This is a genomic window from Alkaliphilus transvaalensis ATCC 700919 (assembly GCF_000621485.1).
Taxonomy (GTDB): domain Bacteria; phylum Bacillota; class Clostridia; order Peptostreptococcales; family Natronincolaceae; genus Alkaliphilus; species Alkaliphilus transvaalensis.
In genome coordinates this window covers 180123-204491 of sequence record NZ_JHYF01000001.1, presented here as the reverse complement: position 1 = coordinate 204491, position 24369 = coordinate 180123, and the positions used below count along the sequence as shown (strand labels likewise).

The following is a 24369-nucleotide window of genomic DNA, read 5'->3' as shown; positions in this document are numbered from 1 at the left end:
TTCATGATTTCTGGCAAAAGTCTATTCGTTATTAAAATGATAAACGTGGAATTAAAATTCGCTGACCAATCTTCATATCATTTGGATCTATTATTCCATTTTGCTCCATAATCAAGTGTCGTTTAGTAACATCGCTATAGAACTGTCGACTGATACTATAAAGGGTATCTCCTTCTTTTACGACATATTCAATGGCATCTATAACAGAACTATTAACCTGTTTATTACCGTCTGGTATAATCAATTTTTGGCCAACATAAATCTGGTTAGAATCAGTAATATTATTGGCTTCCATGATTAAAAAACGCTTCGAAAAATCCTGATAAAAAGCTGTTGTTATACTAAAAAGCGTGTCTCCTGCCTTAACTTCATAGATTCTTCCATCACTAATACTCAAATCTAATGGATTGATAATAGATCCATTTGGATAAATTGCTTCTAACTCATCCAACAACAACGTTCCACTAATAGTAGCGCTAAAGTCTTCTGCTAAAATAACTAACCTTTGAATTTCAACTGGATAGCTTATGTCCATTTGGGGCACTCCCTCTAGTTTGTTCCAGCCTGTCCAATTAATTTGCTGAGTTAAAGGGATGATAGACTCCTTACCCCTACTGTCTTTTAATACTAATGATATTTTATGGTTACTATGACTAAAGGCATATAACGATAATTGAATCTTTTCTGGCTGAGCAGTTAATAATATTTTTTCATCAAATACAATATTTGCAACTGATCTTTGTCGAGGCCTTAGAAAATCATAAGTTAATTGTAATGAGTGATTACCCTTCTTAGCCTTTGTACTTAACCCAAGGTTTCCGACAACTTCCCTAGGCTCACCAACAAAAAAAGTATTTAGAGTTTCAAAACTATTTAGGTTTATTGTTACGAAGGAATCATTTGTAGGATCTAATAATTCGGGTTGAGCAATACCAATACCTCCACTGTTTTGAGGTGGTACTATAGGCTCCCATCTTTCATAAAGTTCTGCAATATAACCTTTAAAGGGTAGAAATGGATTAGCTCGTCTCATCCACCCCTCTTCTGTTATAGAACTCTCGTCTACATTTGATTTACCATTTAAACTTTGAAATATTAATATCATGTTACCATTAATTTCTTCATTAAAATTGTTCTGTAATTGAAGTTCTTCAATTATTATGTTTTTTTCATAGCCTCTAATGGCCTTAATAAAATCTATGGTAGATTGATATGTCCCTTGAAAGGGAACAGTAACTGAAATTGTATCTAATTGTAAGTTTGCAATCTCTTCCACCCTATATTCAGAAAAACTTAATGAAGGAATGATAATGTTGGCTTCCTTCGACCATTCCTCTAATAAGAGAATAATACTTCCTTGATCTATCCTACTAAAAAATTGTTCTGACTGATGTTTTAGCTCCTTTTGTAAAGATAGAATCTCTTTTTCAACAGCTTCCTTTGAAGATAATGCTTCTTCTATTTCATTAATACCATCACTATATGCTTCCTTTTTATTAGCTATTTCCTGTAATTTAGTGATTTGAGGACTGACAATAAAACCAAAATATACAGTTAAAAAAATTACTACCCCAAGCACATAAATGAGTTTCTTTTCTCTAGTTGTTAGCTTCATTTCTCATCTCCATCCTTAATGGATAAACTTAATGTAAAGGTGTAATGATTTGAATCTTCTATTATATTAGGTATAAAAATATCTTTAAATCCATCGATTCTTCTTAAGTTATTCTCAAATAAAGCAATCGCTGTTTTATTTTTAGCTATACCTTGCAATTGAATCTCCTTCTTAGTTATTTTAAGGGTTTGCAAGAAAACATTTTCTGGAATTTGTTCATTTATTGTATAAAGTAAATAATCATTGATCATAGACTCTTGATGGAAATAAGAAATTAAGCCTTGAAAATTTGTTGTATTTTCTTTCAAGCTATCTAATTCCACCATTAATGTATCAAAATTTCTTTTTCCCTCCTGTAATGCTGGACTATTAAAAACATTACTGACAGCTGTAACTTCATTATTTCCTTTATAGATCTTCCAAGCATTCAATAAAGGAAATACAGTCAATCCAACAATAAGTATACTAGCCACAATCATTTTTGATAATTTTGTCTCTTTACTTTTTTCACCAGAATCTAAATAGGGTTGAAAAAAATTAAAGTCCTTCAACTTTACCACCTACTCACTTTCGTATAATAGCTCCCATTGCATTTAAATAACATTTAATGTCTAAATCATCCCGCTGATTGGTGGGCAAATTGAATTTGACATTACTCAAATTAGTAATTACGCTTGTTGATATATTAAAGTAATCCTCGATTACTCGTGCAATATCCTTGAGGTTCGAATGACCACCCATTAATGAAATTTGGTCAATTTTATTTCCTAGACTTCTGCTGGTATGGTATTTAAAAATTCTTTGAATCTCTTCAGCCCAGCCTTCAATACAACTAAGAATTAATGCTTCTAATGTCTCATTTTCAATAGGGTTAGTTCTAATCGATTTTTTTCTTTCATCTGCTTCCTCTGGGTTTAAGTTTAAGGTATTAATTAAAGTCATATCAATATCTTTTCCACCAAAGGGTAATAACCTGCTAAATTCCAGTATTCCATCCTTGATAATATTAATATTAATTCCTTGGTAACCTAAATCTACCACTGCTAATGTACAATCTTTATAATCTTGCTGATCTATTTTTAATCCCTTCATAAACAGTTTAGAAATGCTATTAGAATGTATATCTAAGGCTATCGGCCTTAAATTTAATGACTTAGAAAGTTCCATATAATTTTCGACAATTAGTTTCGGTAAAGCCGCCACCAATAGTCGAGTCTTTTTTTCATCTTCTTCTATATTTTTTAATACTTTATATTGAATAACATATTCATCTAGAGCAGTTGGAAAAAACTGTTGGACTTCAAACTGAAGCATGTTTTCAAGTTCTTCTTCTCTAACTGAAGGCAAGTCAACCTCCCTTGTAATAACAGTAGTGCTTTGAAGAGAGTAGATCACCTTATTCGTTTTAATATTCCTTCTGTTTAACTCATGACTAATGGCCTTTTTCAAGGTTTGAATATCTATAATTTCTCCGTCTTGAAATACATTTTGGGGAGTAGGAATCATGAAAGCTTGAGATAGAAGAATTTCTCCATTTTGAAATTTCCCCACTACAGCCTTCGTTTGATAACTCCCAATATCTAAGGATAAAACATCTTTATTTAATATCAAATTCTTCCCTCCCTAACATGTATCAGAAATAATTAATTAATATTGTTATGTAATAATTAATTATATCATTTCCAAAGAAAACTGTCAGTAATGTAGCCAATCCAATAAAAGGACCAAATGGAATCATATCCTTTCTCCCTTTTATTTTTAATATCATTAATATAATAGAAATAATTGCCCCCAACAAAAAGGATAAAAAGATAACAATAAGAATTGGTCGCCACCCCAGCCAAAAACCTAATAAGGCCATTAGCTTGATGTCTCCTCCCCCCATGCCGCCTTTTGTGATTACCGCTAAAAATAGAAAAAAGCCTCCAGCTAGAAACCCTCCACCAAGGCTACTTAGCAAAATTTCTGGTGAATCTATATAATAGATGACATTGAACAAAAACACAATTCCTAGCCCAGTGATTACTAGTTCATCAGGTATAATTTGATGTTGTAGATCAATTGCGCTAATGGTTAAAATGAGGCTCGCCATCAGACAATACTCTAATGCAGTAAAAGAAAATCCCCCACGCCAAAAGGCTAGTGTCCATAATAGCCCATTAGCTAACTCAACTAAAGGATATTGTAAAGGGACTTTATTTTTACAGTAACGACATTTCCCTCTAGAAATGATATAGCTCATTAAAGGTAGTAGATCACGTACTTTTAAGGATTGATTGCATGTTGGACAATGGGAGGATGGAAAAACTAATGACTCTTTTCTAGGAATTCTCCATATACAAACATTTAGAAAAGAACCAACAACAATCCCGTATATAAAAACAATAAAGTACATCTTATCACATCCTTTAAATAGATTAAACCAAATTATAAATAGGTCTATAGTCTCATATTCGCCATTCTACGGCAAAATCCTTTAACTCCCTCTTAAATATACAAATTTCTACATTTTCAAAATATTATTAAAAAACTTATAGAGTGACCTAAATTTCAATAATTATACTTACCTCGTGAAAATTCTTTGTTAATAAAATGATAATGATATTGCTATTTTCTTTTGACAGGACTATAATAATATAGGATTAAAATTAAAAAGAAAGAAGATGACATTAATGAATTTAGAAAAGTTCAAAAAAAATCTAATTAAGTATGCTATGAATCTGGAAATTGTCATAGCCGTATGTATTTCGATTTCTATTTTATTAGGGATTTTCACCCTAGCGAGATACTTGATGGTTATTGCAAAAACTGATGCCTACGCCCTCTATGATACCTTTAAAAAGTTTTTAAGTATTGCTTTATTATTGGTAATCGGTGTTGAAATGGTATTAATGCTTCTTTCCCATTCCAGCAGTAGTATATTAGAATTGGTACTTTTCGCCATTGCAAGAAAAATGTTAATTTACAGTGAAACTATGCTTGACTTAATTCTAGGTACTGTAGCCATCGCCATTGTATTTATTATCCGCAAGTATCTTATGTCTAGCAAGTACACTAAATATCAAAGTGATGAAGGCAATATCGTATCAGCTGCATCACCTATTCACGATTTAAATTTTTATTCTAACATGCATATTCCAGAAAACAAAGGTGTAACCGTAGGCGGTTTAATCTGCCACCTTTCAGAGGAAACGGGGGTACCAATTGAAGTAGGTGCAGAATATTCTATCGAAAATGTATGTATGAAGATTATAAAAATGAAGGATGGACTTATTGAAAAAGTTGTTTTAAGAGAAAGAAGTTCTGAAAATATCGAAGTAGAGTCTAAAGAAAAAGTACATGCTACTTCTCAACATTAATAATTTTATAGACCATCGATCAAGATCGATGGTCTTTTTAATTCCTTTAAATCAATGAAATTCTAAAAAAACACAACTTTAAAATATACCATTAATACAAAATATACTAGAAAAGTCGCCCCTGTATAAAATAAGCATCTTTTTGGTAGCCTTCTGCCAACAATGGCTATTAACAGTAATAGTAGCGGTACTACTAACAACTTTACTATTGAAAAATATGGTGTATATAATATGGCATTTATGATGGGATTAGCTTCTTGATGCCCCTGCCCCACCACTTCTAATGTTAAAAAATAGTCTGCGATATTAAATAGACCTATACCTGCCAATAAAAAAACTAAAAAGTAATATTGTTTATTAGTCATTTTAAGCACCCCATTCTTGTTATACCCATGAGTATTACAATTAATGGGGTATTTATACATTTCACAATAAACTATTACTTGAGGATTTCCACAATACATATCAACAGTGATTTAATATACAATCTATACAAATATGAAAACTAACTTACCCAGTCGGAAATGAGTGAATTACTGTGGCTTAATTGGACTTTCTCAAATAACCTCATTAAATTGAATCGGTCTTAAAAAACAAAACCTAAAGCTACCCATTGTCAATAACACGAATATTAAACTTTATATTCTTGTTAAATATACGTTATATATCGAATTATATATTTTTTTCTTACCAAAAGTTCGTAAAAACTATTGACTGACGGATAAGAATGTATTATTATAGTTGAGGCAAAACATTAAAATAATTAAGTCTTATATAATTCGTGCAATAGGGGCACGAAGTTTCTACCAGACAACCGTAAATTGCCTGACTATAGACTTTAATTTGAATTTGATTTTACCTACAAAACTTTTCTTTGTTCGTAAAATTATGTAAAAAATTCAAATTTAGTCTATCATTTAAGGAGGGCATTATATGGAAAACTCAAAATCTACTAACTACGTTTCCCCATTAGAAAAACAATTTAAGTTAAGGGAAAATGGCACTACTGCAAAAAGAGAAATTATGGCAGGTATTACAACCTTTATGACCATGGCATATATTCTTGTGGTAAATCCCAACATCCTTTCAGCAACAGGAATGAATCTAGGGGCTTTATTTACAGCAACTGCCCTATCTGCAATTGTTGCTACCATCGTAATGGGTCTTTATGCAAATCTTCCCTATGCATTAGCACCTGGAATGGGACCTAATGCTTTTTTTGCTTTTACAGTTGTTTTAGGAATGAATTACTCATGGCAGACGGCTTTAACGGTGGTCTTTTTAGAAGGTATACTTTTTCTTATTTTAACCTTCTTTAATGTACGGGAAGCTGTTGTAAATGCTTTACCTATGACTGTTAAAAAGGCAATGTCTGCAGGCATCGGTTTATTTATTGCCTTTTTAGGATTATATAATTCTGGTATTGTTACAACTGGTATGTTCCATGTGGGAGATGGCCTTCTAGACGGTGTTCCCCTCGCAATCGGTAATATATCTTCTGGCTCACCCCTCTTAGCTATTTTAGGAATTATGATTACTGGACTATTAATGGCAAAGAAGGTCAAAGGAGCCTTATTGATTGGTATTTTAATTACTACAGTTATTGGAATTCCAATGGGGGTTACTCAATTGCCAGAAGGTTTAAAATTCCTATCTGCACCACCCTCTTTAAGTCCCATTTTCTTTCAATTTGATTTTTCTAATATTTTTTCACTTGACCTATTAGTCGTGCTTTTTATCTTCCTATTTGTTGATATGTTCAATACAGTAGGTACATTAGTAGGGGTAGCAGCTAAAGCAGATATGCTGGATGAAGAAGGTAATGTACCAAAAGCAAAGGAAGCCCTGTTTGCTGACGCCGTTGGAACAACCTTCGGTGCTGTTCTAGGGACAAGTACCGTTACCACTTATGTTGAAAGTGCAGCAGGGGTTGCTGCAGGAGGTAGAACTGGTCTTACAGCCTTATCTACAGCCGGTATGTTTATTTTGGCATTATTTTTATCTCCTTTATTTATTATGATTCCTTCAGCTGCAACTGCACCAGCTTTAGTAATTGTTGGACTATTCATGATGTCACCTATAAAAGAGATCAATTTTGAGGACTACACAGAAGCTATTCCTGCTTTTCTTACAATTGTTCTAATGCCCTTAACCTATAGCATTTCTGAAGGTATTGTTTTTGGTATGATTAGCTATGTTGTGTTAAAACTTTTTTCAGGGAAGAAAAAAGAAGTCTCCCCTATTATGCTTATAACTGTATTGTTATTTGTTATTAAAATTTTGGTCGAAAAGTAATTATAGTATTAAAGGTAATTATAGTATTAATAGTAAGTTGAGAACTGTAAAGAATTGACTGAGTAAACTACCCTATTAAATCTTATCACTTTAAATGCAAAATGAAGCGCCATATATATAATATTTTTTAATATGGCTTTTATATACTTGCGGAAATTGCATAATTGATATTATATTTATATTAATGCAAAATAAAAACTTCGCTGCTTAGTGTTCAACGAGTAATTTGTTGGAATACAAAGGGGATTACTCGTTTCACAATGCGCGACTTAGTTCTTATTTTTGCATAAACCGAATATAAATTCATTGTTATGGTATTATGCAATTTCCTCACTTGATTTAGTTCTATATTCAGGTATAAATAAATTCATTCAGATATAAATAATAGAAGTAAGTCCTTTTTTAGACTTACTTCTATTATTTTTCTTTTGTTGGATTTTTAATTACTACCCGCTCATTAGAACCGCCACCAGTTTCTGAGCCACCACCAGAATCTATCCCCCCATTTATGGTTATAGGCATACTAGTTTGTGTAAAAAAGTCTGTTAACCTTTTCATATTAATATTCCACCCTCCACCAGAGGCAATCAAACCATCCTTTGAAATGATTACTCCTGTAAAGGAAGCCACATCAAGTCTTACGCTACCATTTGGTGCAATTAAGACGCCTGTAATATGCCGCCATCCCCTTATATCAATATCTCCTTTGCTAACAATTATTGTATCGCCACTAGGACTTGTATGACTATTGGAATAATAATTATCCACCAGCATTTTAGTATTATTGGGAATCGATGCTTCTGAAACACCTCCCCTTATTGTATAACCATTAGAAGAATACCAAAAGTCATCCTTTAAACCTATGTCTATAATAGGATAAGGAATTGTGGGTACATGATCAACTTTAACTACCTTTGCTAAAAGTTCCCCTGGATAACCGGTTGGATACACTAATGTCCCTGTATAGAAGATTTTTTGATGAATTTGAGGAGTCCATCCCAGTTCTAGATCACCATTAACATAGACATTACCGTACATCCTTGCATCTTTTAAACTGAAGTTTCCATTGATATAAACATCTCCATATACATTTCTTGTTCCACTCCATAGATTTAAGTTTCCATTTACGTAAATGTTTCCTGGATTTTTTTGGCTTCCAAAGGAAGCTGAGCCACCATTCATATTTACTGAACCTCCAAAATAAAGGTTTGATACATTAAGGGTCGAGCCTCCATTTAGGTCATGGGTGTTTAATCCTCCCGATACAATTGTACCACCTTCTCCATTGATATTGCTCCCTGTGAAGGAGAAATGGGGACCATAGATAAATACATCTCCCATATTGGAAGATTCTTCTCCCTTATTCCAATTGATGGTGACCGTTGTTGTTACTGTTCTTGTACTATTACCTATCTTACCTACTGATGTTAGCGTATAATCGGCATTCTTTGAATTAGCCTCTCTCTGTCCATTTACTGTAGTTGTAGCTATAGGCACTCTACCAAAATTTGTGTTGAAATTATCAACGATAAAAGGATTACTCATAAAACCCTCTAATTCATTAAAGAAGTCCTCGGGCGAATTGACATGATCATATAAATGATCTACTTTAACATTAATTAAGTCAAGAGTTGTCGTAATTCCTGCCTCTGCAATATAATAGGCACTTTGGACATCACCATCGATTCTGGTCATCTTAAAAGTTGAAGTTGCTATCCCTATTAGGGTCATTCCAAGTACCGATACGACAACTAATACCACTAATACCAAAGGTAGCGACGAGCCTCTATTGTTATTGATCATACCCTTAATATATCTCATTTCCTAACTCCTTTATCTTAAATATATAGTTGAAGTTATTTGGGTTTTACTGCCAATACTTCTCTCTGGACTACTAATTTCGATATCAATTCTATTATTGCTACGGACTATCTCAAATTTTTCAATGTTTGAGATGATTACTTGCCCATTTTTTGTTATAGAATTATTTTCTAATTTATAGACGTATTCATCTAGTGTTAGGACATTGTTGTTGATATCTACACTTTCAGCTTTTCTAATCTCTCTAGTGATTAAATCCATAGCATTTCTCACACTGGATAAATTATCAATTTGATCAGCTTGTACATTAAATGATCTACTTCCAAATACCAAAGTCGAAAATATTAGACCAATAATAATTGAAGATATGGCCAAAGCCACTATTAGTTCTACTAGAGTGATTCCTTTATTGTTTTTTATCATTTCACTATCACTCCTAATCCCATGATAGTATTGTTTCTATCTGTGCTTCTTTTTTTTGCAAATAATCATCTTCATAAACAATCACCAGTACTTTAATTAAATTTCCCAACGTTTCAAACTCAATGGTTATATATTTTTGCTCTAGGAGCTTACCATATAATTTCTTGTCGGTGGATAGGCTAGTATAATGATGGTCAGTTGTTAGAATTTCTATAGCAGTAGAAAAATCTTCTGTCCTACTTAAGTCATACAACATTTCAACATTATCTCTAGCTATATAGGTTGCCGTCATTGAGGTTGTAGACATGCTGTTAGTTCTAGCTGAAAAGACAAATAAGCCGATAAAGCCCATAACTATCAAAGAGATTAATGCCAATGCCACAAGTACTTCGGCTAATGTAAATCCTCTATTTGATTTCAGCTGTTTCTTTAGGAAATTAATCACAATCAATATCCACCTTTTCCAATTATTCTTAATTATTATATTTAGTCATACTTTGTAATTTATATTGCGTATATCATACTACTATTTCTAAACTGTCATTATTCATTTATCCTCCATTAGAGTTTATTGGAGTTTATTAGGCTTTAAAAAGACTTTCATTAGTGCTTTAATAGACTTTTATTAAGGACTTATCGTTAAAATTCTCCAATTATGACTGTTACCATTTCTTCTCACCCGTAATGAGTAACTACCACCACTCTCAGTTACAACAGTAACCTCCACTTCAGCGTTAATAGTAAAGCTACCTGAATTTAGTCTATAGGTAATTTCATTAGTACCTAACCCAGTTACGGTAATACTCTGATTTGATGTAGAGGTAATAATTTTATCTTTAAAGGTTATCTTAAAGAAATTGCCGCTGCCGTTGATAGATTTTATGAAGTTTTCGGCACTTGGTATGGGTTCAAAATTTGCTGTAACCGTTACATTTTGCGAAGGCATAATAAAGGTAGTTGAGGGGGCATCAATATCATCAAATGTGCCTGCTGAAGCTTGCCAATTTATAAATTGGTAGCCAGATTTAGCATTTGCTGAGACATTAACTATTTGACCTTCTTCGTATGTACCTGTACCCGAGGCTGTTCCTCCTGATGTTGCATTTACAGTTACAGTAAGTTGATATGTATTAGGTATTTCACCTCCGGGGTCTGTAGGTGAGCCAGAATCTGGGTCAGTACCACCACTACCTCCATCAATAGAGACGACTCCTGTAGTAGCGTCATATTTAAAGGATCCATTACCCAAGAAAATAATTTTATCATTAATAAGATGATCTACTTTCACAGGCTCAATTTCAGTAAAAGTGCTCCCCCAGTATTCCTCTGTTGGGAAATAGCCTAAGGTAGCTTCAATCATATGGGCGGCGTTAGTTAGAATTTTAGCATTAGCTAGATTAGTTTTATGCTCTGCACTTCCATTAAACCCTCCTAGTCTTGGTACTGCAATAGCTGATAATACTCCTAGGATAGCGATTACTACGACTACTTCAATGAGGGTAAAGCCCCCTGTATTTTTCATCCTTTTAAAATTGCTTTTCATCATACATTCCTCGCCCCTTGGCATGATTTAAAAGTAGAGTCAATCTGTTAGATTGACTCTATCTTTTATAGTTAATGGCTAGGCGTCATACGCCAATATTAGAGTTAATGTTAACTTTAATAGTAGTTATTAGTAATAACAAGCTATTAATCGATCTAATATACCCACACCATTATGGGGTAACTGAAATGTTACCATCTCTATCGATAACTACGCTTGTTACGCCGGTCGGCCATTTGTCTAAATATTTTTCCCATTGTGTTTTATTAGTTGTTGAATTCCAAGTAGTATTGCTAGCAGGATTTCCATTCTCAGCTAACCACATTGCTGCAGCACTCTCAACAACTCTTTGATTAGCTACATCTGCTTGTTCTTGAGCATTATTTCTAAATCCACCCAACCTCGGTACTGCAACTGCTGCTAAAATCCCTAGTATTGCAATTACTACAATTAGTTCAATTAGTGTGAACCCTTTTCTGTTGTTTACCATCTTTGAAAAAAATTGAATCATTTTTTTTCCTCCCTTTTATTTTTCATTTGGTTATTATCACCAAAATTATTAATATAATAAAATTAATGTTTTAATTAGTTAGCATTAACTAAACAATATTTAACATATCGAACATTGGCAGAATCATTGCCATTACAATAAACCCTATAATTAATGCCATTACTACAATCATTAATGGTTCTAAAAGTGTCGTCATCTTTTGTAAAGCTATTTCTGTTTCATCGTCATAAAAATTTGCTGTCTTATCTAATATTTCATCTAATGCACCTGATTCTTCTCCAATCTGTATCATAGAAATCAACATTGGAGGAAATACCCCAATCTTTTTAATAGGGGCCGCAAGACTCACTCCCTTCGAAATATCTTCTATAGCTGCTATAATCCCCTTTTCCACTACTTTGTTTCCAACAACCTTCGAAGTGCTCTCAAGGGCTTGTATTAGCGGTATGCCGCTGTAAAGCAAAGTAGAGAGGGTTCTTGTAAACCTTGAAGTAACTATTTTTTGAAGGGTATTTTTAATAATTGGTAATCTAAATTTCATTTGATCTAAAAAACTTCTTACCTGATGGCTTTTCATCATTTGATATACCCCTAAGCTAAGTCCCATTAAAGCAAATAAATATATATACCAATAATGGGTCATGGTATAGCTTATGGTAAGTAAAATTCTAGTAGGTAATGGCAAGGGAACATTACTGTCTTGAAACATACCTATAAAAGTTGGCATTACAAAAGTTAGTAAAAATACAATTACAAAAACTGCTACAACAGATAAAATAATTGGATAAACCATTGCTCCTTTTATCTTATTTGTAATTTTATTTTCCTTTTCATAATGATTTGCCATCCGTTCCATGATCCCATCTAAATTACCACTTATTTCTCCAGCTTCAATCATATTAATTAGAAGTTCAGGTATCAACTTTCTATGAGTCCGCAAAGCTTCAGATAGGGTGACTCCCCTTTGTATACCGCTAGAGACATCTTCTAGAAGCGTTTTTAACTTTTTATTCTCTGTTTGTAGTTTTAATACATCAAGGCAAGTTACAATTGGGACTCCTGCATGTAACATGGTATAAAATTGCCTACAGAATATTGCTATATCTTTAGAATTAATAGTTCTAGCAAAACTAACTTCAGTTATTTTTTTCGCTTCTTCCATTTCTCTAATTTCTACGGGATAATATAGATTTTGTCTTAGCATAGCAATTACTTCGCCTTCATCATGGGCGTAATGGGACCCTTGTACCCGTTCCCCTTGCTTAGTAATTGCTTTATATTGAAATACAGGCATACTTCCACCCCTTATTTAATTTATATATACCGTGAGATGGTATCCTGACTAAAGGCATGGGATAAAGCAGTTTCTTTTGATATTAACCCTTTCAGCTGCAAATCTCCCAAGGCGGCCTCCATCGTCTGCATTCCAAACTTTCCTCCCGTCTGAATAGAGGTTTGTATCTGATGGGTCTTTCCTTCCCTAATTAGATTACGAATGGCATTTGTTGCTACCATTATCTCCATAGCGGCCACTCTACCCTGATCATTTAGCGTTGGTACCAGTTGTTGGGAAACAATCCCTTCTAACACTGTTGCTAATTGTATTCTGATCTGTTGCTGTTGATGGGGTGGAAAGACATCTATAATTCGATCTATTGTCTTTGGTGCTCCTAATGTATGGAGGGTGGATAACACCAAATGGCCAGTCTCTGCAGCTGTAATAGCGATGCTAATTGTTTCAATATCCCGCATTTCTCCAACTAGAATAACATCTGGATCTTGACGTAAAGCTGCCCTTAATGCATTTGTAAAATTGTGGGAATCCTGACCTATTTCCCTTTGGTTAACGATACTCTTATTATGGCGGTGCATATATTCTATCGGATCTTCTAGAGTAAGAATATGACAATTTCTTTCTTTATTAATATAGTCAATCATAGAAGCTAAAGTTGTAGATTTACCGCTTCCCGTAGGTCCAGTTACCAATACCAAACCTCTTCTTTTGTTGGCCAATTCCTTCATCACCGATGGCAAGCCCAACGCTTCAATCGTAGGAACATTTGGAGCTACCACCCTTAAGGCCATACTATAGGTTCCCCTCTGCTTAAAGGCATTTACCCTAAATCGTCCTAAGCCAGGACAAGAATAAGTCAAATCAACCTCGCCTTTACTTTCTAAAATCTGAAGTTGATCCTCTGATAAAATTTCTTTAACTAATCTCGATGCTTCTTCTGTTGATATCAATTGTTCTCCAATTTTTGTTAATTCCCCATTTACACGAATTGTAGGGGGTACTGCAACGGTAATATGAAGGTCAGAAGCTTTTGAATCAATCGTTTGTTGTAATAAGTTAGTTATATTCATGAATTTCCTCCTACTCTAACCCGTAGGCTATACGGATCAGTTCTTCTACAGTTGTTGTTCCATCTAGTACTAACTGTTTACAATTTTCCCTCAAGGAAGTAAGTCCTTGGTTAAAGGATGCTCTTCTTATGACATCAATACTGGCTCTATCGTCTACTAGTTTCCTAATGGTTTCATCAACTGGCATAATTTCCTGCACAGCTTGTCTCCCTTTATACCCTGAGTAATTACACATATTACAGCCCTTTCCCTTCACTAATTCTATATCGTCAGTTAGTCCTAATAGTTCCTTTTCTGAAGGGTTGGATATATATGTGTAACTACATGAATCACATACTTTTTTAATGAGTCTCTGAGCAATTATTCCAACTACTGATGAAGAGACAAGATAGGGTTCTATTCCCATATCTAGTAGTCTAGTGACCGTAGAGGCTGTATCATTTGTATGCATTGTACTAAGAACTAAATGCCCAGTTATAGAGGCCCTTACGGCTATTTGAGCTGTCTCTGAATCTCTTATTTCACCAATCATGATAACGTCTGGATCTTGTCTTAATATAGCCCTTAAACCTGCAGCAAAGGTAAGTCCTGCCTTATTATTTACCTGTACTTGATTAATTCCTCCCAAGCGATATTCTACAGGATCTTCAACTGTCACGATATTTCGATTAATGGCATTTAATTCCTTAAGGGCTGCATACAGAGTTGTGGTTTTTCCACTCCCTGTCGGTCCAGTTACCAAAATGATGCCATAGGGCTTTTTTATGATTTTTTCAAATACATTCAAGTTCTCTTCTGTAAAACCTAATTGGCTTTTAGAAAGGACAAAACTGCTTCTATCCAACAATCTGATTACAACTTTTTCTCCAAAAACTGTTGGTAATACAGAAATACGCATATCTATCGGTTTATTATCTACGATCATTTCCACCCTACCATCTTGAGGCAACCTTTTTTCAGCAATATCCATTTTGCCAATAATTTTAATTCTAGAAACCACTGCTAAATGGGCAGATTTTCCAATAGTCATTATTTCCTGTAGGTCTCCATCAATTCTATAACGAATCCGTAAGTTATTTTCTGAAGGTTCTATGTGAATGTCACTTGCCTTTAACTTTACTGCCTGCTTAATAAAGGAATTAACTAGTCTAACCATAGGTGCATTGTTAACTTCAGTATATGAGCTATTCTCTAAATCTTCAATTCCTTCGATATCGTATTCTCTTCTAAAGTCTTTAATAGCTTCTTCGGCACTTTCTTTACCATAGTATCTAGCAATTGCATCCTCGATATTTTGTCTTGTTGCTATGGCTGGCGTTATCTCTAATCCTGTTGCTATTTTTACATCATCTATCGCAAAAATATTTAAAGGATCTGCCATTGCCACTAGCAATTTTTCACCGTCTTTTTTTATAGGTATTAAGTTATGTCTTTTCGCTAACCTTTCACTTATTAATCTAGGTATTTCTGTCTGTATACGATATTTTTTTAAATCTAAATGGGGTATCCCCAATTGAAATTCTAAAACCTCAATAATTTGTCCTTCCTGCAAAAAGCCTTCATCAATCAGAATTTCTCCTAATTTTTTACCAGTACTTTTTTGCATTTGTAAAACTTTTTCCAATTGCTCTACTGTTATTAATCCAGCATCTATTAATAAGTCACCTAATCTTTTATTTTTAACTGCCATATACATCCCTCATTGTTTTAAAATGTGTAAACAACCTTACCTAAAATATACTATCTCAGCTAGTCAAATAATAGTATCATTTTTAATACAAAAAAACTAACAATATATTTTACAATACAATGTTAGTCGGTTACGCCACTACATCCGTACAGCATAAGGCGTCCATATTTATCTGTACTTCATTTGTCCCTATCAAGTTTTATATACTAGATAGTTAATTCTATATGAATATCAAATTTCCTTCTATGTAATATAAAAGTAATAGAACAATTTTTTCCTTTAAACTCTATTAAAACTAAATACTTATTACAACTTTTATATAGGAAAAGATTTTTTCAAGTTCAAAGTGGATACAAGCTAAAGCCCATAATTTCCTGTGTACTAGAAGAAAACCACCTCTAGCAATATACTAAAAGTGGTTTTCTATTAATCTCCTTGGCGCTCTGGCACAACAGCCTTTAAAACATGCTTTTCTATCTTTCTAACAAATTCTGTCCACCAAAATTCTTTACTTTCTATAGGGATTACTAAAATCGTATACAAACCCATTCTATTTCCCCCTAATACATCTGTAAAAATCTGGTCTCCTATTACTGCTGTGTTATTTACATTTGTTTTCATCATTTCCATTGCTCTTTTAAATGCACCTCGGCGTGGTTTTACCGCCCTATGTATAGCTTGAAGGTTCAAGGCTTCGTTAAACTTTACAACTCTATCTTCAGTATTATTTGAAACTAGACAAACTTGAAACCCTTCCTTTTGAAGACTTAAAAGCCATTGCTTCGTTTCTTCGCTTGCATACTTAATATCCCATGCTACAAGGGTGTTATCAATATCGATAATTAGTCCTTTTATATTTCTTTTCTTTAATTGTTCAAGATTTAAATGAAAAACAGATTCAACAAATAAATCTGGTGTTAATAATTTCACTTCCTCACCCCATTATGCTTTTTATTAAATTTAGTATTTCCAATTCTATTAAATAAATTAATATAACCTATCTATTTTTCCCAATAAGCTCTAAATCTCATTTTCCCACCATCATCTTTGTTTATATTTATTTTCTCTAAATCTTCCTTTACTTTTAGTAAATCATTCATCATTTCTCCTTCACATGTAGGACAATATTTATGATGGGCAGAGAGTAATAGACAATTACATCTCATACATTGAAGATTAATAAAATCATTATTAATTTCTATTAATCTTCCATCCTTGACAAAATTATTAATAACATGTAAAGGAATTCCTAACCGTTGTTCCATTTCATAGGAAGTAGCTCCAGGAAATTCAGCTAAATATTCACGAATTTTATCAAAGATATCTTCAACGATTTTAAAACAGCTTGGACAATAATCATGTAATGAATTTTCATGTACTGGTACTCTACATTTTCTACAGACTTTTAATTTATTTACAGATTTATTTTTTTTCATAGTTTCCATCCTCATCTATATAGTGTCCCCTCGATACCCATCCATTTACAATAATTAATATAAAAAGCATTCCTTATTAACTATTTTAATAGATTTTTTGTATTTTGACCAGTCTAGAAACCTTCAGTATCTCAATATTTAATTTCCGAGGAAATAGTGTTAATTCAACAATTTTCAAGCTATTAAGCCATTTTACATCATTTTAGCCCACTTTTTTGTGTACTAGGAAGATAGCACTATTTTATAATATTATAGCTTATTATCAACTAAAAGATAACAAGCCCACTAGTAACCCTAGTGGACCTTTCTTATAACGAATAAGAACGTTCGACTTATTTATTTTTAAAATCTGAGAACTCTACACAATAAGTTTCAACTTAATCAGATAATCGATTTAACGGATTAAATTGTGTAAGTCTGTTAATTTATTCAGCTACAGTCAAACTATAAATCTTGTGAAGGAAGACTTTGTTCATTATGACTTACTGAACAACTTTAGTTGTTTCTAATCTTTTGAAAGTACACTTTTGTGGCATTGATATTTCCAAGATCACAATATAACTCACCTAAAAGACTATAAACCTCATTTAATTTTTCACTAATGCTATCTTTTTCTAAATAGTATTGTGACTTTAATAAATACTCTTCAGCTTCATTATAGTTTTGTCGACCTAGATAAATTTTAGCAGCTAATATATAAGTATCCGCTAAATCAGCTTCCCGCAAGATTTCCTGTTCAGATATAAGCATTATTTCAGAAAGAAGTTTTAAGACACCTTCATGGTCATTAATACCATAATAGCATTTTGCAATTTCAAGTAAAAATGTTGCAAGGTATTCTTCATCTGCAATTCTTTCCCTTTGCAAAATTGCCCTTTGAAGTATTTCTCTAGCTTTGCTAAGCTCTCCTATTTTACTATATAGTTTAGCGATATGATCATAAACAGGTAGCATTACATGAAGTTCAACCTTTCCTTCTCTGTTTAGAAGTCTTTCATATATTTTTCTTGCTTTCTCATAATTCTTTAAACTGTAGAAGGTATTTGCTTCAAGTAAAGTTACTTCATCATTCAATGATTCATTAACATATTTAATGTTTTTAAATTTTTCAATTTCTTGTAATGTTAAATCATATCTATTTGTTCTATAATAACAAATTATTTTGTTTAATAAGGCCTTAGCTTTTATTTCATTAGAATTTGATATCTTTGACTCCCTTGATAAACTAAAGGCTTTTTCACCATAAAAAGCAGCTTGATCAAATTGAGCCATAAAAATATAACATTTAGATATTTTAACATAAAGGAGCGCAATTTTAGCTTCTTCTTTAGAACTCAAGTAATATTCTAAAGAATTATAATAGTCAGCAATAGCTAAATTAAACTGTTTCTTATCAAAATAATACTTACCTCTAACTAATAATATCTCTGCTTTCTTATCAGGTAAATTCCATTTCTCTGCTAATTCGATCATGCTTTTAAGAATTTCAAACACATGTTGGTGATCTACTTCCTTTTTATTCTTTAAAATCGGTCTTAAGCTTTCAATATTTTCCTCTATAATATTACTTGCCTGTTTTTCTTCCGATTCCAATAAATACTCTGGAGTTATTTCTTGTCCTAAATTTTTGTAATAATCATTAAGTTTTACAGCAATAATCATGGCAGTTTTGCGGTTTAATCTTCTCTTACCATTCTCGATCATACTGATTAAACTTCTTGTTATTCTCGCATCAGTTAATTGGTCTTGTCTTAACCCAATCTTTTTTCGAAGAATTTTAATTTTCTTGCCCGGACTTAAAATCTCCATTGTGTCCCTCCTTTCCAAATTACCTTAATGAAATAGCTTTTAAATTTTTATATTAAAGAATAACTAATAATTCTGTGGTAGGCTTTGTAAAAATATACATTGGGTAATTACCTCATTCATTAATAACTATTCTTTTTTGTGTAGCTAATATGAATTAATCTACATAATAATATTAACAAATTTATCTTCGATTGTCTAAAAAATTTACATTTTTTTTTGCAATTTTCAAGTAATTTTTTTATATTTATCAATTTAATAGATAATAGCTCAGTATTCCATTGATATCACTCGATGCCATGGGTCAAAAGGATACCGGTACACCCAAATTTAAATTTAATTGCAAAATATACATTATCATTGAGGAAATTGCATAATTCTAAAAATCTGATTTTAATCATCCTATGTAGAGCTGAAAGCTGAGTCCTGCATTTACACTAAACAGCCAAGTTTTCATTTTACATTAATATAAATCTAATATTAATTATGCAATTTCCTCAACTCATTTTTAGACCTAAAAAAGATCGATTTTCATCGATCTTTTTTTACCTTTGTTAGTATGTTAGCGCTAAATTTACTGCATCATACCCCTGAACTAATCCATTACCATAATAGTTTGGATTACCTAGAGGAAGAGCAGTTGAGTTCATAGCATTTCTAATTTGATGATTGCTAATATCTCCTCTAGCTGATCTTATTAATGCTGCGACTCCAGCTACATGGGGAGCGGCCATTGAAGTCCCGTTCAATGATGCATAGCTATTATTTGGCAATGTGCTTAATATTCCTACCCCTGGTGCTGCTATTTCAATTGTATTACCAGTACTAGAAAATGGTGCTCTTGCATTATCTGAATTTGTTGCCGCAACAGCTATTACAGACTCGTATCTAGCTGGATAACCTACGTTATTCCCTGTTCCGGCCTGATTTCCACTGTTGGCAGCTGCTGCAACTACGACAATACCTGCATTATTGGCTGCATCACAAGCATTTTTTAATGCAGTAGAGCCCACAGCACCACCAAGACTCATGTTGATAACATCCATTCCATTAAGCCTTGCCCATTCAACTCCTTGCACTATCCCTGCTAATGTTCCGCTACCAGAATTATTAAGTACCTTAACTGCATACAATTCTGCTTCTGGAGCAACCCCTACTACGCCAATATGATTGTCTAATGCTGCTACTATACCTGCAACATGAGTTCCATGTCCATTTCCATCAAAGAAGGGATCGCTATTGGAAGAATCTGAAAACACAGACATGCCACCTTTAACGTTTCCTGCAAGATCTTCATGGGTATTATCAATACCAGTATCCAAAATAGCAACTTTTACCCCCGTACCTTTATAACCTATTTCCCAAACAGCAGGAGATTGGACTCGTTCAATACCCCAAGGAATACTCTGGGAAAGAAGATTTACTTCAGCATTCAACTCAACATATTCAATGTTAGGGTTTTTAGATAGTCCTTTAGCTTGAGCTTCTGTTAGTTCTAATAAAACCGTTGGCATAAAAATATATTCATGGAGCATGGCTTGATCTTTTACCGCAAAAGCTGTTAACAATCCTCTATTGACTTTACCGTTAAATCCCACTAAATACTCTTGTTTCTCACTATTAACTGATTGTGTCGCAGACACTGGAATTATTATTCCAATGCATAAAACAAGAATCATTAAGATTGAAAGTATTTTTTTCATGACAATCTTCCTCCTTCGTTTTCGTTATATTAGTTATCAGAAAAGGGCATAAAGAAAAACCTTGCAATTAATCACCACCTATAATGATATTAAGTACATTACCAAGGCAAAAGTTACATGTACTATAGATTTAAGATTTAACTTTATTTTCCCTATCCTACAACTAGACACGATAGGTAGCGGTATTATGCATTAATTACCGACCTATTTGTATCTATGTCTATTTTATAATTTCTACATATAATAGTCGGAATATTTAGACCAAAGGGAGTTTATTGGAATTAAAATACACTTATAATAAATTAGTCCTATTAATACAACTTTTATCTACAAAGCATAGTAATATCACAATAAAATATGAAGATGAAAATTCCATTAATTCTTTTTTTGAGTATCTACTAGTTGGCTAGTGGTTTATCTCCATACTAAAATGATTTATTAGATTTAAATTATGGTAAGCTATATTTTTTCTATAAATTAAAACAAAGTCTTCCATTGTAAATCTACTGGTAGACTAAACTTTATTGAAGTATTTATTGGAATACTTATTGAAATACTTATTTTAAAATATCATCTACTATGATTTGATAAAATTTCCAGCTATTTATCTCCTTCTATATATTGTAATAAATGGGTTAAAATCAAATTGAAGGCAGAAAAAAGGTCGATTTTCATCGACCTTTTCTTTGATCCTTATTAGTAGCTTAATACCATATCAAGTGCATTGTTTGCTCTTACTAGTCCATTTCCGTACCAGTTAGAGTTTCCTAAGTTAAGTGCAGTACTGTTCATAGCATTTCTAATTCCTGCAGCTGTTACAGCAGGTCTAGCAGACTTTAATAAAGCTGCAACACCAGCAACATGAGGAGCTGCCATAGAAGTACCATTTAATGATCTATAAGTATTAGTTGGATAAGTACTATTGATATCTTGTCCAGGAGCTGCGATTTCTACAGCTGGACCAGTACTAGAGAAAGATGCTCTAACGTTTCCAGAAGTTGTTGCAGCAACTGCCATTGCATTTGGATATCTAGCTGGGAAACCAACGTTGTCGCCTGTTCCAGCAGAATTTCCACTGTTACCAGCAGCAGCAACTACTAAAATACCTGCATTATAAGCAGCGTTAACTGCGTTTTGTAAAGTTGTAGAACCACTAGTTCCACCTAAACTCATGTTAATAACATGCATGTTGTTTTGTCTTGCCCACTCGATACCTTGAGCGATACCAGCAAGTGTACCACTACCTTGGTTATTTAAAACTTTTACTGCGTATAATTGAGCGTTGTAAGCAACACCAATTACTCCAACAGAATTGTTTCTAGCAGCAATTGTACCAGCAACATGAGTTCCATGTCCTTGTACATCATTGTAAGGAGAGTCTCCAAACACAGAGTATCCACCAGATACTGTTAAATCTTCATGGGAAGAATGAATACCAGTATCTAATACAGCAACTCTAACGCCAGAACCTGTAAATCCTCTGTTCCATACGTTAGGAGCTTGTACACGAGTTACTCCCCAAGGAGTACTTTGTGCTAAAAGATGAACTTCTGCGTTTTCTTCAACGTATTCAACATTAGGGTTATTAGCTAAAGCCTTAGCTTGAGCAGGAGTTAACTCCATTAATACTGTATCAATATATTGGAACTCGTGAAGAATTGCCTCATTCTGAACACCAAAAGCTTGAACTAGGCCTCTGCTTGCCTTGCCATTAAACCCTACCAAATACTCTTGTTTCTCATTCTCTGCAGATACCGATGCAGAAACAGGAACCAAGATCCCGATACTTAAAACAAGTATCATTAAAACAGCCAACATCTTCTTCATTAAAACTCCTCCTTTGATTTTTGTTTTATGTTTATGGATTACTTAATACATTCTAATTCCCGCTACTACACTTTGTGTAAAATAACTGTTCTACCCTCTGTACTCTTTTGAAATAACATTTCATAATATTTTTTTACACTGGGTGAACATCATCGTTTATAACCTTTGGGTTTTTCTTCAAAGGATAAACACCTTTGTAATACACATTATGTAATACCTTGATTAAATGTTAAGCAAACCAATAACATCAATTAATGTTACTCATTAAACAAACTTAAAATTAATTCGTTTATCTAATAACCATTATAATATTTATATTTAGAATTGTCTGAATCTTGGAATTAAAATGTAAATATTGGTGTAAAAATGTAAACAGAGGATCTAATAATTACTTGCTTTATATAATATATTAGCTAAACATATTGAAAACACTTACTTTTATAAATTATATTCTTTTATTAATAATTAAGTTAATATACATCAACATATATGATGAGTTGAGTTTTTAACTTTATTTCTCTACAAAAAAAAGGCCGACTTAGTCGGCCTTTATATAAACTATTAATATGTTAAAGCTAGGTTAATCCCATTCATAGCTCTTACTAAACCATTTCCATAGTAATTCCACGTTCCCAAGTTTAGTGCTGTATCGTTCATAATTTGTCTTATTTGACTATTGGTTAAAGTAGGATTTGCGCCTTTTATAAGGGCCGCAACACCTGCAACATGTGGCGATGCCATAGAAGTACCATTAAATGAAGCATAATTGTTACCTGGGGTTGTACTTAATACAGAAACACCAGGTGCAGATATTTCAACTGCTGGTCCATGGCTAGAGAAGTTAGCCCTTCTATTATTTGAATCTATTGCTGCAACCGCCATAACAGACCCATACTTTGCTGGATATCCAACAGTGTCTCCCCAACCAAAAATATTACCGCTATTTCCCGCTGCTGCAATTAATAGTACACCAGCATTATTAGCTGCATTAACCATATTTTCTAGTATTGCAGAACTAGCTGATCCACCTAAGCTCATATTAATAATATCCATACCATTGTTAACAGCCCATTCAATTCCCTGTGCGATACCGTCATAAGAACCACTACCGCTATTATTTAGCACCTTTACTGCATATAAATCTGCATTATAGGCTACTCCAATAACACCAAGATTATTATCAAGGGCTGCAACTGTTCCAGCTACATGTGTACCATGGCCATTTCCATCGTAAAAAGGATCACTGTTTGCTGAATCTGTAAATACAGAATATCCACCCTTTACATTTGAAAATAAGTCTTCGTGTTTATTATCTATACCCGTGTCTAATATTGCTACCTTTACATTTTCACCAGTATAGCCACTATTATGGGCCGTAATGGCTTGAACATGAGAAATTCCCCAGGGAACTGTTTGTGATAATGCATAGGCTTCGGCATTAGGCTCTACATGTAATATATGGGGATGATTTTTTAATCCTTTTGCTTGTGCTTCAGTAAGCTCTAGTAATTTAACAGGGAGTAGCTGATATTCATGAAGAACAGATTCACTTTTTACCCCAAAAGCATTCATCAATCCAACTTCTGCTGGTCCTGCAAATTGAACTAAGTATTCAGTCTTTTCTCCATTAGCTGCCTGTGTTGCAGTTACAGGAATTAACACACCAATACTTAAAACCAAAGTCATCAAAATCGCAAGTGTTTTTTTCACTTAAATCATCTCCCTTTCCTTAGTTTGTTTTTGAAAATAAATTAAAATATAACTTCTTTCTTGTAAAAAAATCACCTTCTTTCCTATTTATTTTAATTTGCAAGTCTTTCTACACTTTGCAAGACATGTAGCAATTACATGCTAAAATAATCAATGATCACAACTTTAACTGCCCCATAAAAATATCAAAGTGTAACAAACTTACAAATTTACTGATAATACTTATCGAAAAGCAACATATTTAATAAATTAACATTTTCAATAAG

Annotated in this window: 21 protein-coding genes and 1 riboswitch; of the genes, 2 read left to right on the top strand and 19 right to left on the bottom strand. The window is 33.1% G+C overall.

The genetic code is table 11. The features are described from left to right. Positions 1-31 precede the first annotated feature (31 nt). From T335_RS21430 to T335_RS0100870, 4 genes are read right to left on the bottom strand one after another with little or no spacing between them, the layout of a single operon-like run. A complete protein-coding gene (locus T335_RS21430; RefSeq protein WP_051569061.1) occupies positions 32-1615 on the bottom strand; it encodes a LysM peptidoglycan-binding domain-containing protein in 1584 nt (527 codons plus the stop codon). Continuing rightward, complete coding sequence (locus T335_RS0100880; RefSeq protein WP_026475855.1) at positions 1612-2166, bottom strand: PilN domain-containing protein; 555 nt, start codon at positions 2164-2166, stop codon at positions 1612-1614. The genes T335_RS21430 and T335_RS0100880 overlap by 4 nt, the downstream gene beginning before the upstream one ends. Positions 2167-2179: 13 nt before the next feature. Next, entirely contained in the window at positions 2180-3226 is a 1047-nt protein-coding gene (gene pilM, locus T335_RS0100875) for a type IV pilus assembly protein PilM (RefSeq protein ID WP_026475854.1), read from the bottom strand. Between the two features lie 22 nt (positions 3227-3248). Then, positions 3249-4010 carry a prepilin peptidase gene (locus tag T335_RS0100870; RefSeq protein ID WP_026475853.1) on the bottom strand — a complete coding sequence of 254 codons (762 nt, stop codon included), beginning with the start codon at positions 4008-4010 and terminating at the stop codon, positions 3249-3251. A gap of 277 nt (positions 4011-4287) precedes the next feature. On the opposite strand from T335_RS0100870, the gene T335_RS21860 reads away from it, so the two are divergent. Continuing rightward, positions 4288-4974: a transporter associated domain-containing protein gene (locus T335_RS21860; RefSeq protein ID WP_084280807.1), complete on the top strand. Its 687-nt coding sequence runs from the start codon at positions 4288-4290 to the stop codon at positions 4972-4974. A 62-nt stretch (positions 4975-5036) separates the two neighbouring features. Here the strand turns inward: T335_RS21860 and T335_RS0100860 are convergent, their stop codons facing one another. Further along, positions 5037-5339, bottom strand: coding sequence for a DUF5658 family protein (locus T335_RS0100860; RefSeq protein WP_034327391.1), 303 nt, complete (start codon positions 5337-5339; stop codon positions 5037-5039). 384 nt (positions 5340-5723) lie between these two features. Then, a riboswitch (purine riboswitch) is annotated at positions 5724-5826 on the top strand. A gap of 81 nt (positions 5827-5907) precedes the next feature. Here T335_RS0100860 and T335_RS0100855 point away from each other — a divergent pair. Next, positions 5908-7269 (top strand): NCS2 family permease, encoded by a 1362-nt coding sequence (locus T335_RS0100855; protein ID WP_026475851.1) that lies wholly within the window; start codon positions 5908-5910, stop codon positions 7267-7269. A gap of 417 nt (positions 7270-7686) precedes the next feature. Here T335_RS0100855 and T335_RS0100850 read toward each other — a convergent pair whose 3' ends face one another. The 14 genes from T335_RS0100850 to T335_RS0100785 all read right to left on the bottom strand — a co-directional run bounded on the left by T335_RS0100850 (position 7687) and on the right by T335_RS0100785 (position 24103). Continuing rightward, a complete protein-coding gene (locus T335_RS0100850) occupies positions 7687-9090 on the bottom strand; it encodes a PilX N-terminal domain-containing pilus assembly protein (RefSeq protein WP_026475850.1) in 1404 nt (467 codons plus the stop codon). Positions 9091-9102: 12 nt separating this feature from the next. Continuing rightward, entirely contained in the window at positions 9103-9513 is a 411-nt protein-coding gene (locus tag T335_RS0100845; protein ID WP_026475849.1) for a PilW family protein, read from the bottom strand. A gap of 13 nt (positions 9514-9526) precedes the next feature. Beyond that, complete coding sequence (locus T335_RS0100840) at positions 9527-9958, bottom strand: type IV pilus modification PilV family protein (protein WP_026475848.1); 432 nt, start codon at positions 9956-9958, stop codon at positions 9527-9529. A 180-nt stretch (positions 9959-10138) separates the two neighbouring features. Continuing rightward, entirely contained in the window at positions 10139-11059 is a 921-nt protein-coding gene (locus T335_RS19550) for an InlB B-repeat-containing protein (RefSeq protein ID WP_034327388.1), read from the bottom strand. Between the two features lie 169 nt (positions 11060-11228). Beyond that, positions 11229-11567 carry a type II secretion system protein gene (locus tag T335_RS22790; RefSeq protein ID WP_051569059.1) on the bottom strand — a complete coding sequence of 113 codons (339 nt, stop codon included), beginning with the start codon at positions 11565-11567 and terminating at the stop codon, positions 11229-11231. Between the two features lie 88 nt (positions 11568-11655). Next, positions 11656-12861, bottom strand: a complete 1206-nt coding sequence (locus T335_RS0100825) for a type II secretion system F family protein (RefSeq protein ID WP_026475847.1) — start codon at positions 12859-12861, stop codon at positions 11656-11658. A 20-nt stretch (positions 12862-12881) separates the two neighbouring features. Next, complete coding sequence (locus tag T335_RS0100820; RefSeq protein WP_026475846.1) at positions 12882-13931, bottom strand: type IV pilus twitching motility protein PilT; 1050 nt, start codon at positions 13929-13931, stop codon at positions 12882-12884. Between the two features lie 10 nt (positions 13932-13941). Continuing rightward, the gene (locus tag T335_RS0100815; protein WP_026475845.1) at positions 13942-15621 is read right to left on the bottom strand and encodes a GspE/PulE family protein; all 1680 of its coding nucleotides are present in this window, start codon (positions 15619-15621) and stop codon (positions 13942-13944) included. A gap of 426 nt (positions 15622-16047) precedes the next feature. Continuing rightward, the gene (locus T335_RS0100810) at positions 16048-16551 is read right to left on the bottom strand and encodes a YqeG family HAD IIIA-type phosphatase (RefSeq protein ID WP_026475844.1); all 504 of its coding nucleotides are present in this window, start codon (positions 16549-16551) and stop codon (positions 16048-16050) included. 71 nt (positions 16552-16622) lie between these two features. Further along, positions 16623-17057 (bottom strand): hypothetical protein, encoded by a 435-nt coding sequence (locus T335_RS0100805; RefSeq protein ID WP_026475843.1) that lies wholly within the window; start codon positions 17055-17057, stop codon positions 16623-16625. Between the two features lie 495 nt (positions 17058-17552). Continuing rightward, entirely contained in the window at positions 17553-18866 is a 1314-nt protein-coding gene (locus tag T335_RS21425; protein ID WP_026475842.1) for a helix-turn-helix domain-containing protein, read from the bottom strand. Between the two features lie 551 nt (positions 18867-19417). Continuing rightward, complete coding sequence (locus tag T335_RS19535; protein WP_034327386.1) at positions 19418-20566, bottom strand: S8 family peptidase; 1149 nt, start codon at positions 20564-20566, stop codon at positions 19418-19420. Positions 20567-21262: 696 nt separating this feature from the next. Then, entirely contained in the window at positions 21263-22393 is a 1131-nt protein-coding gene (locus tag T335_RS0100790; RefSeq protein WP_026475841.1) for a S8 family peptidase, read from the bottom strand. Positions 22394-22954: 561 nt separating this feature from the next. Beyond that, positions 22955-24103, bottom strand: a complete 1149-nt coding sequence (locus T335_RS0100785; protein ID WP_026475840.1) for a S8 family peptidase — start codon at positions 24101-24103, stop codon at positions 22955-22957. Between the last annotated feature and the right edge of the window lie 266 nt (positions 24104-24369).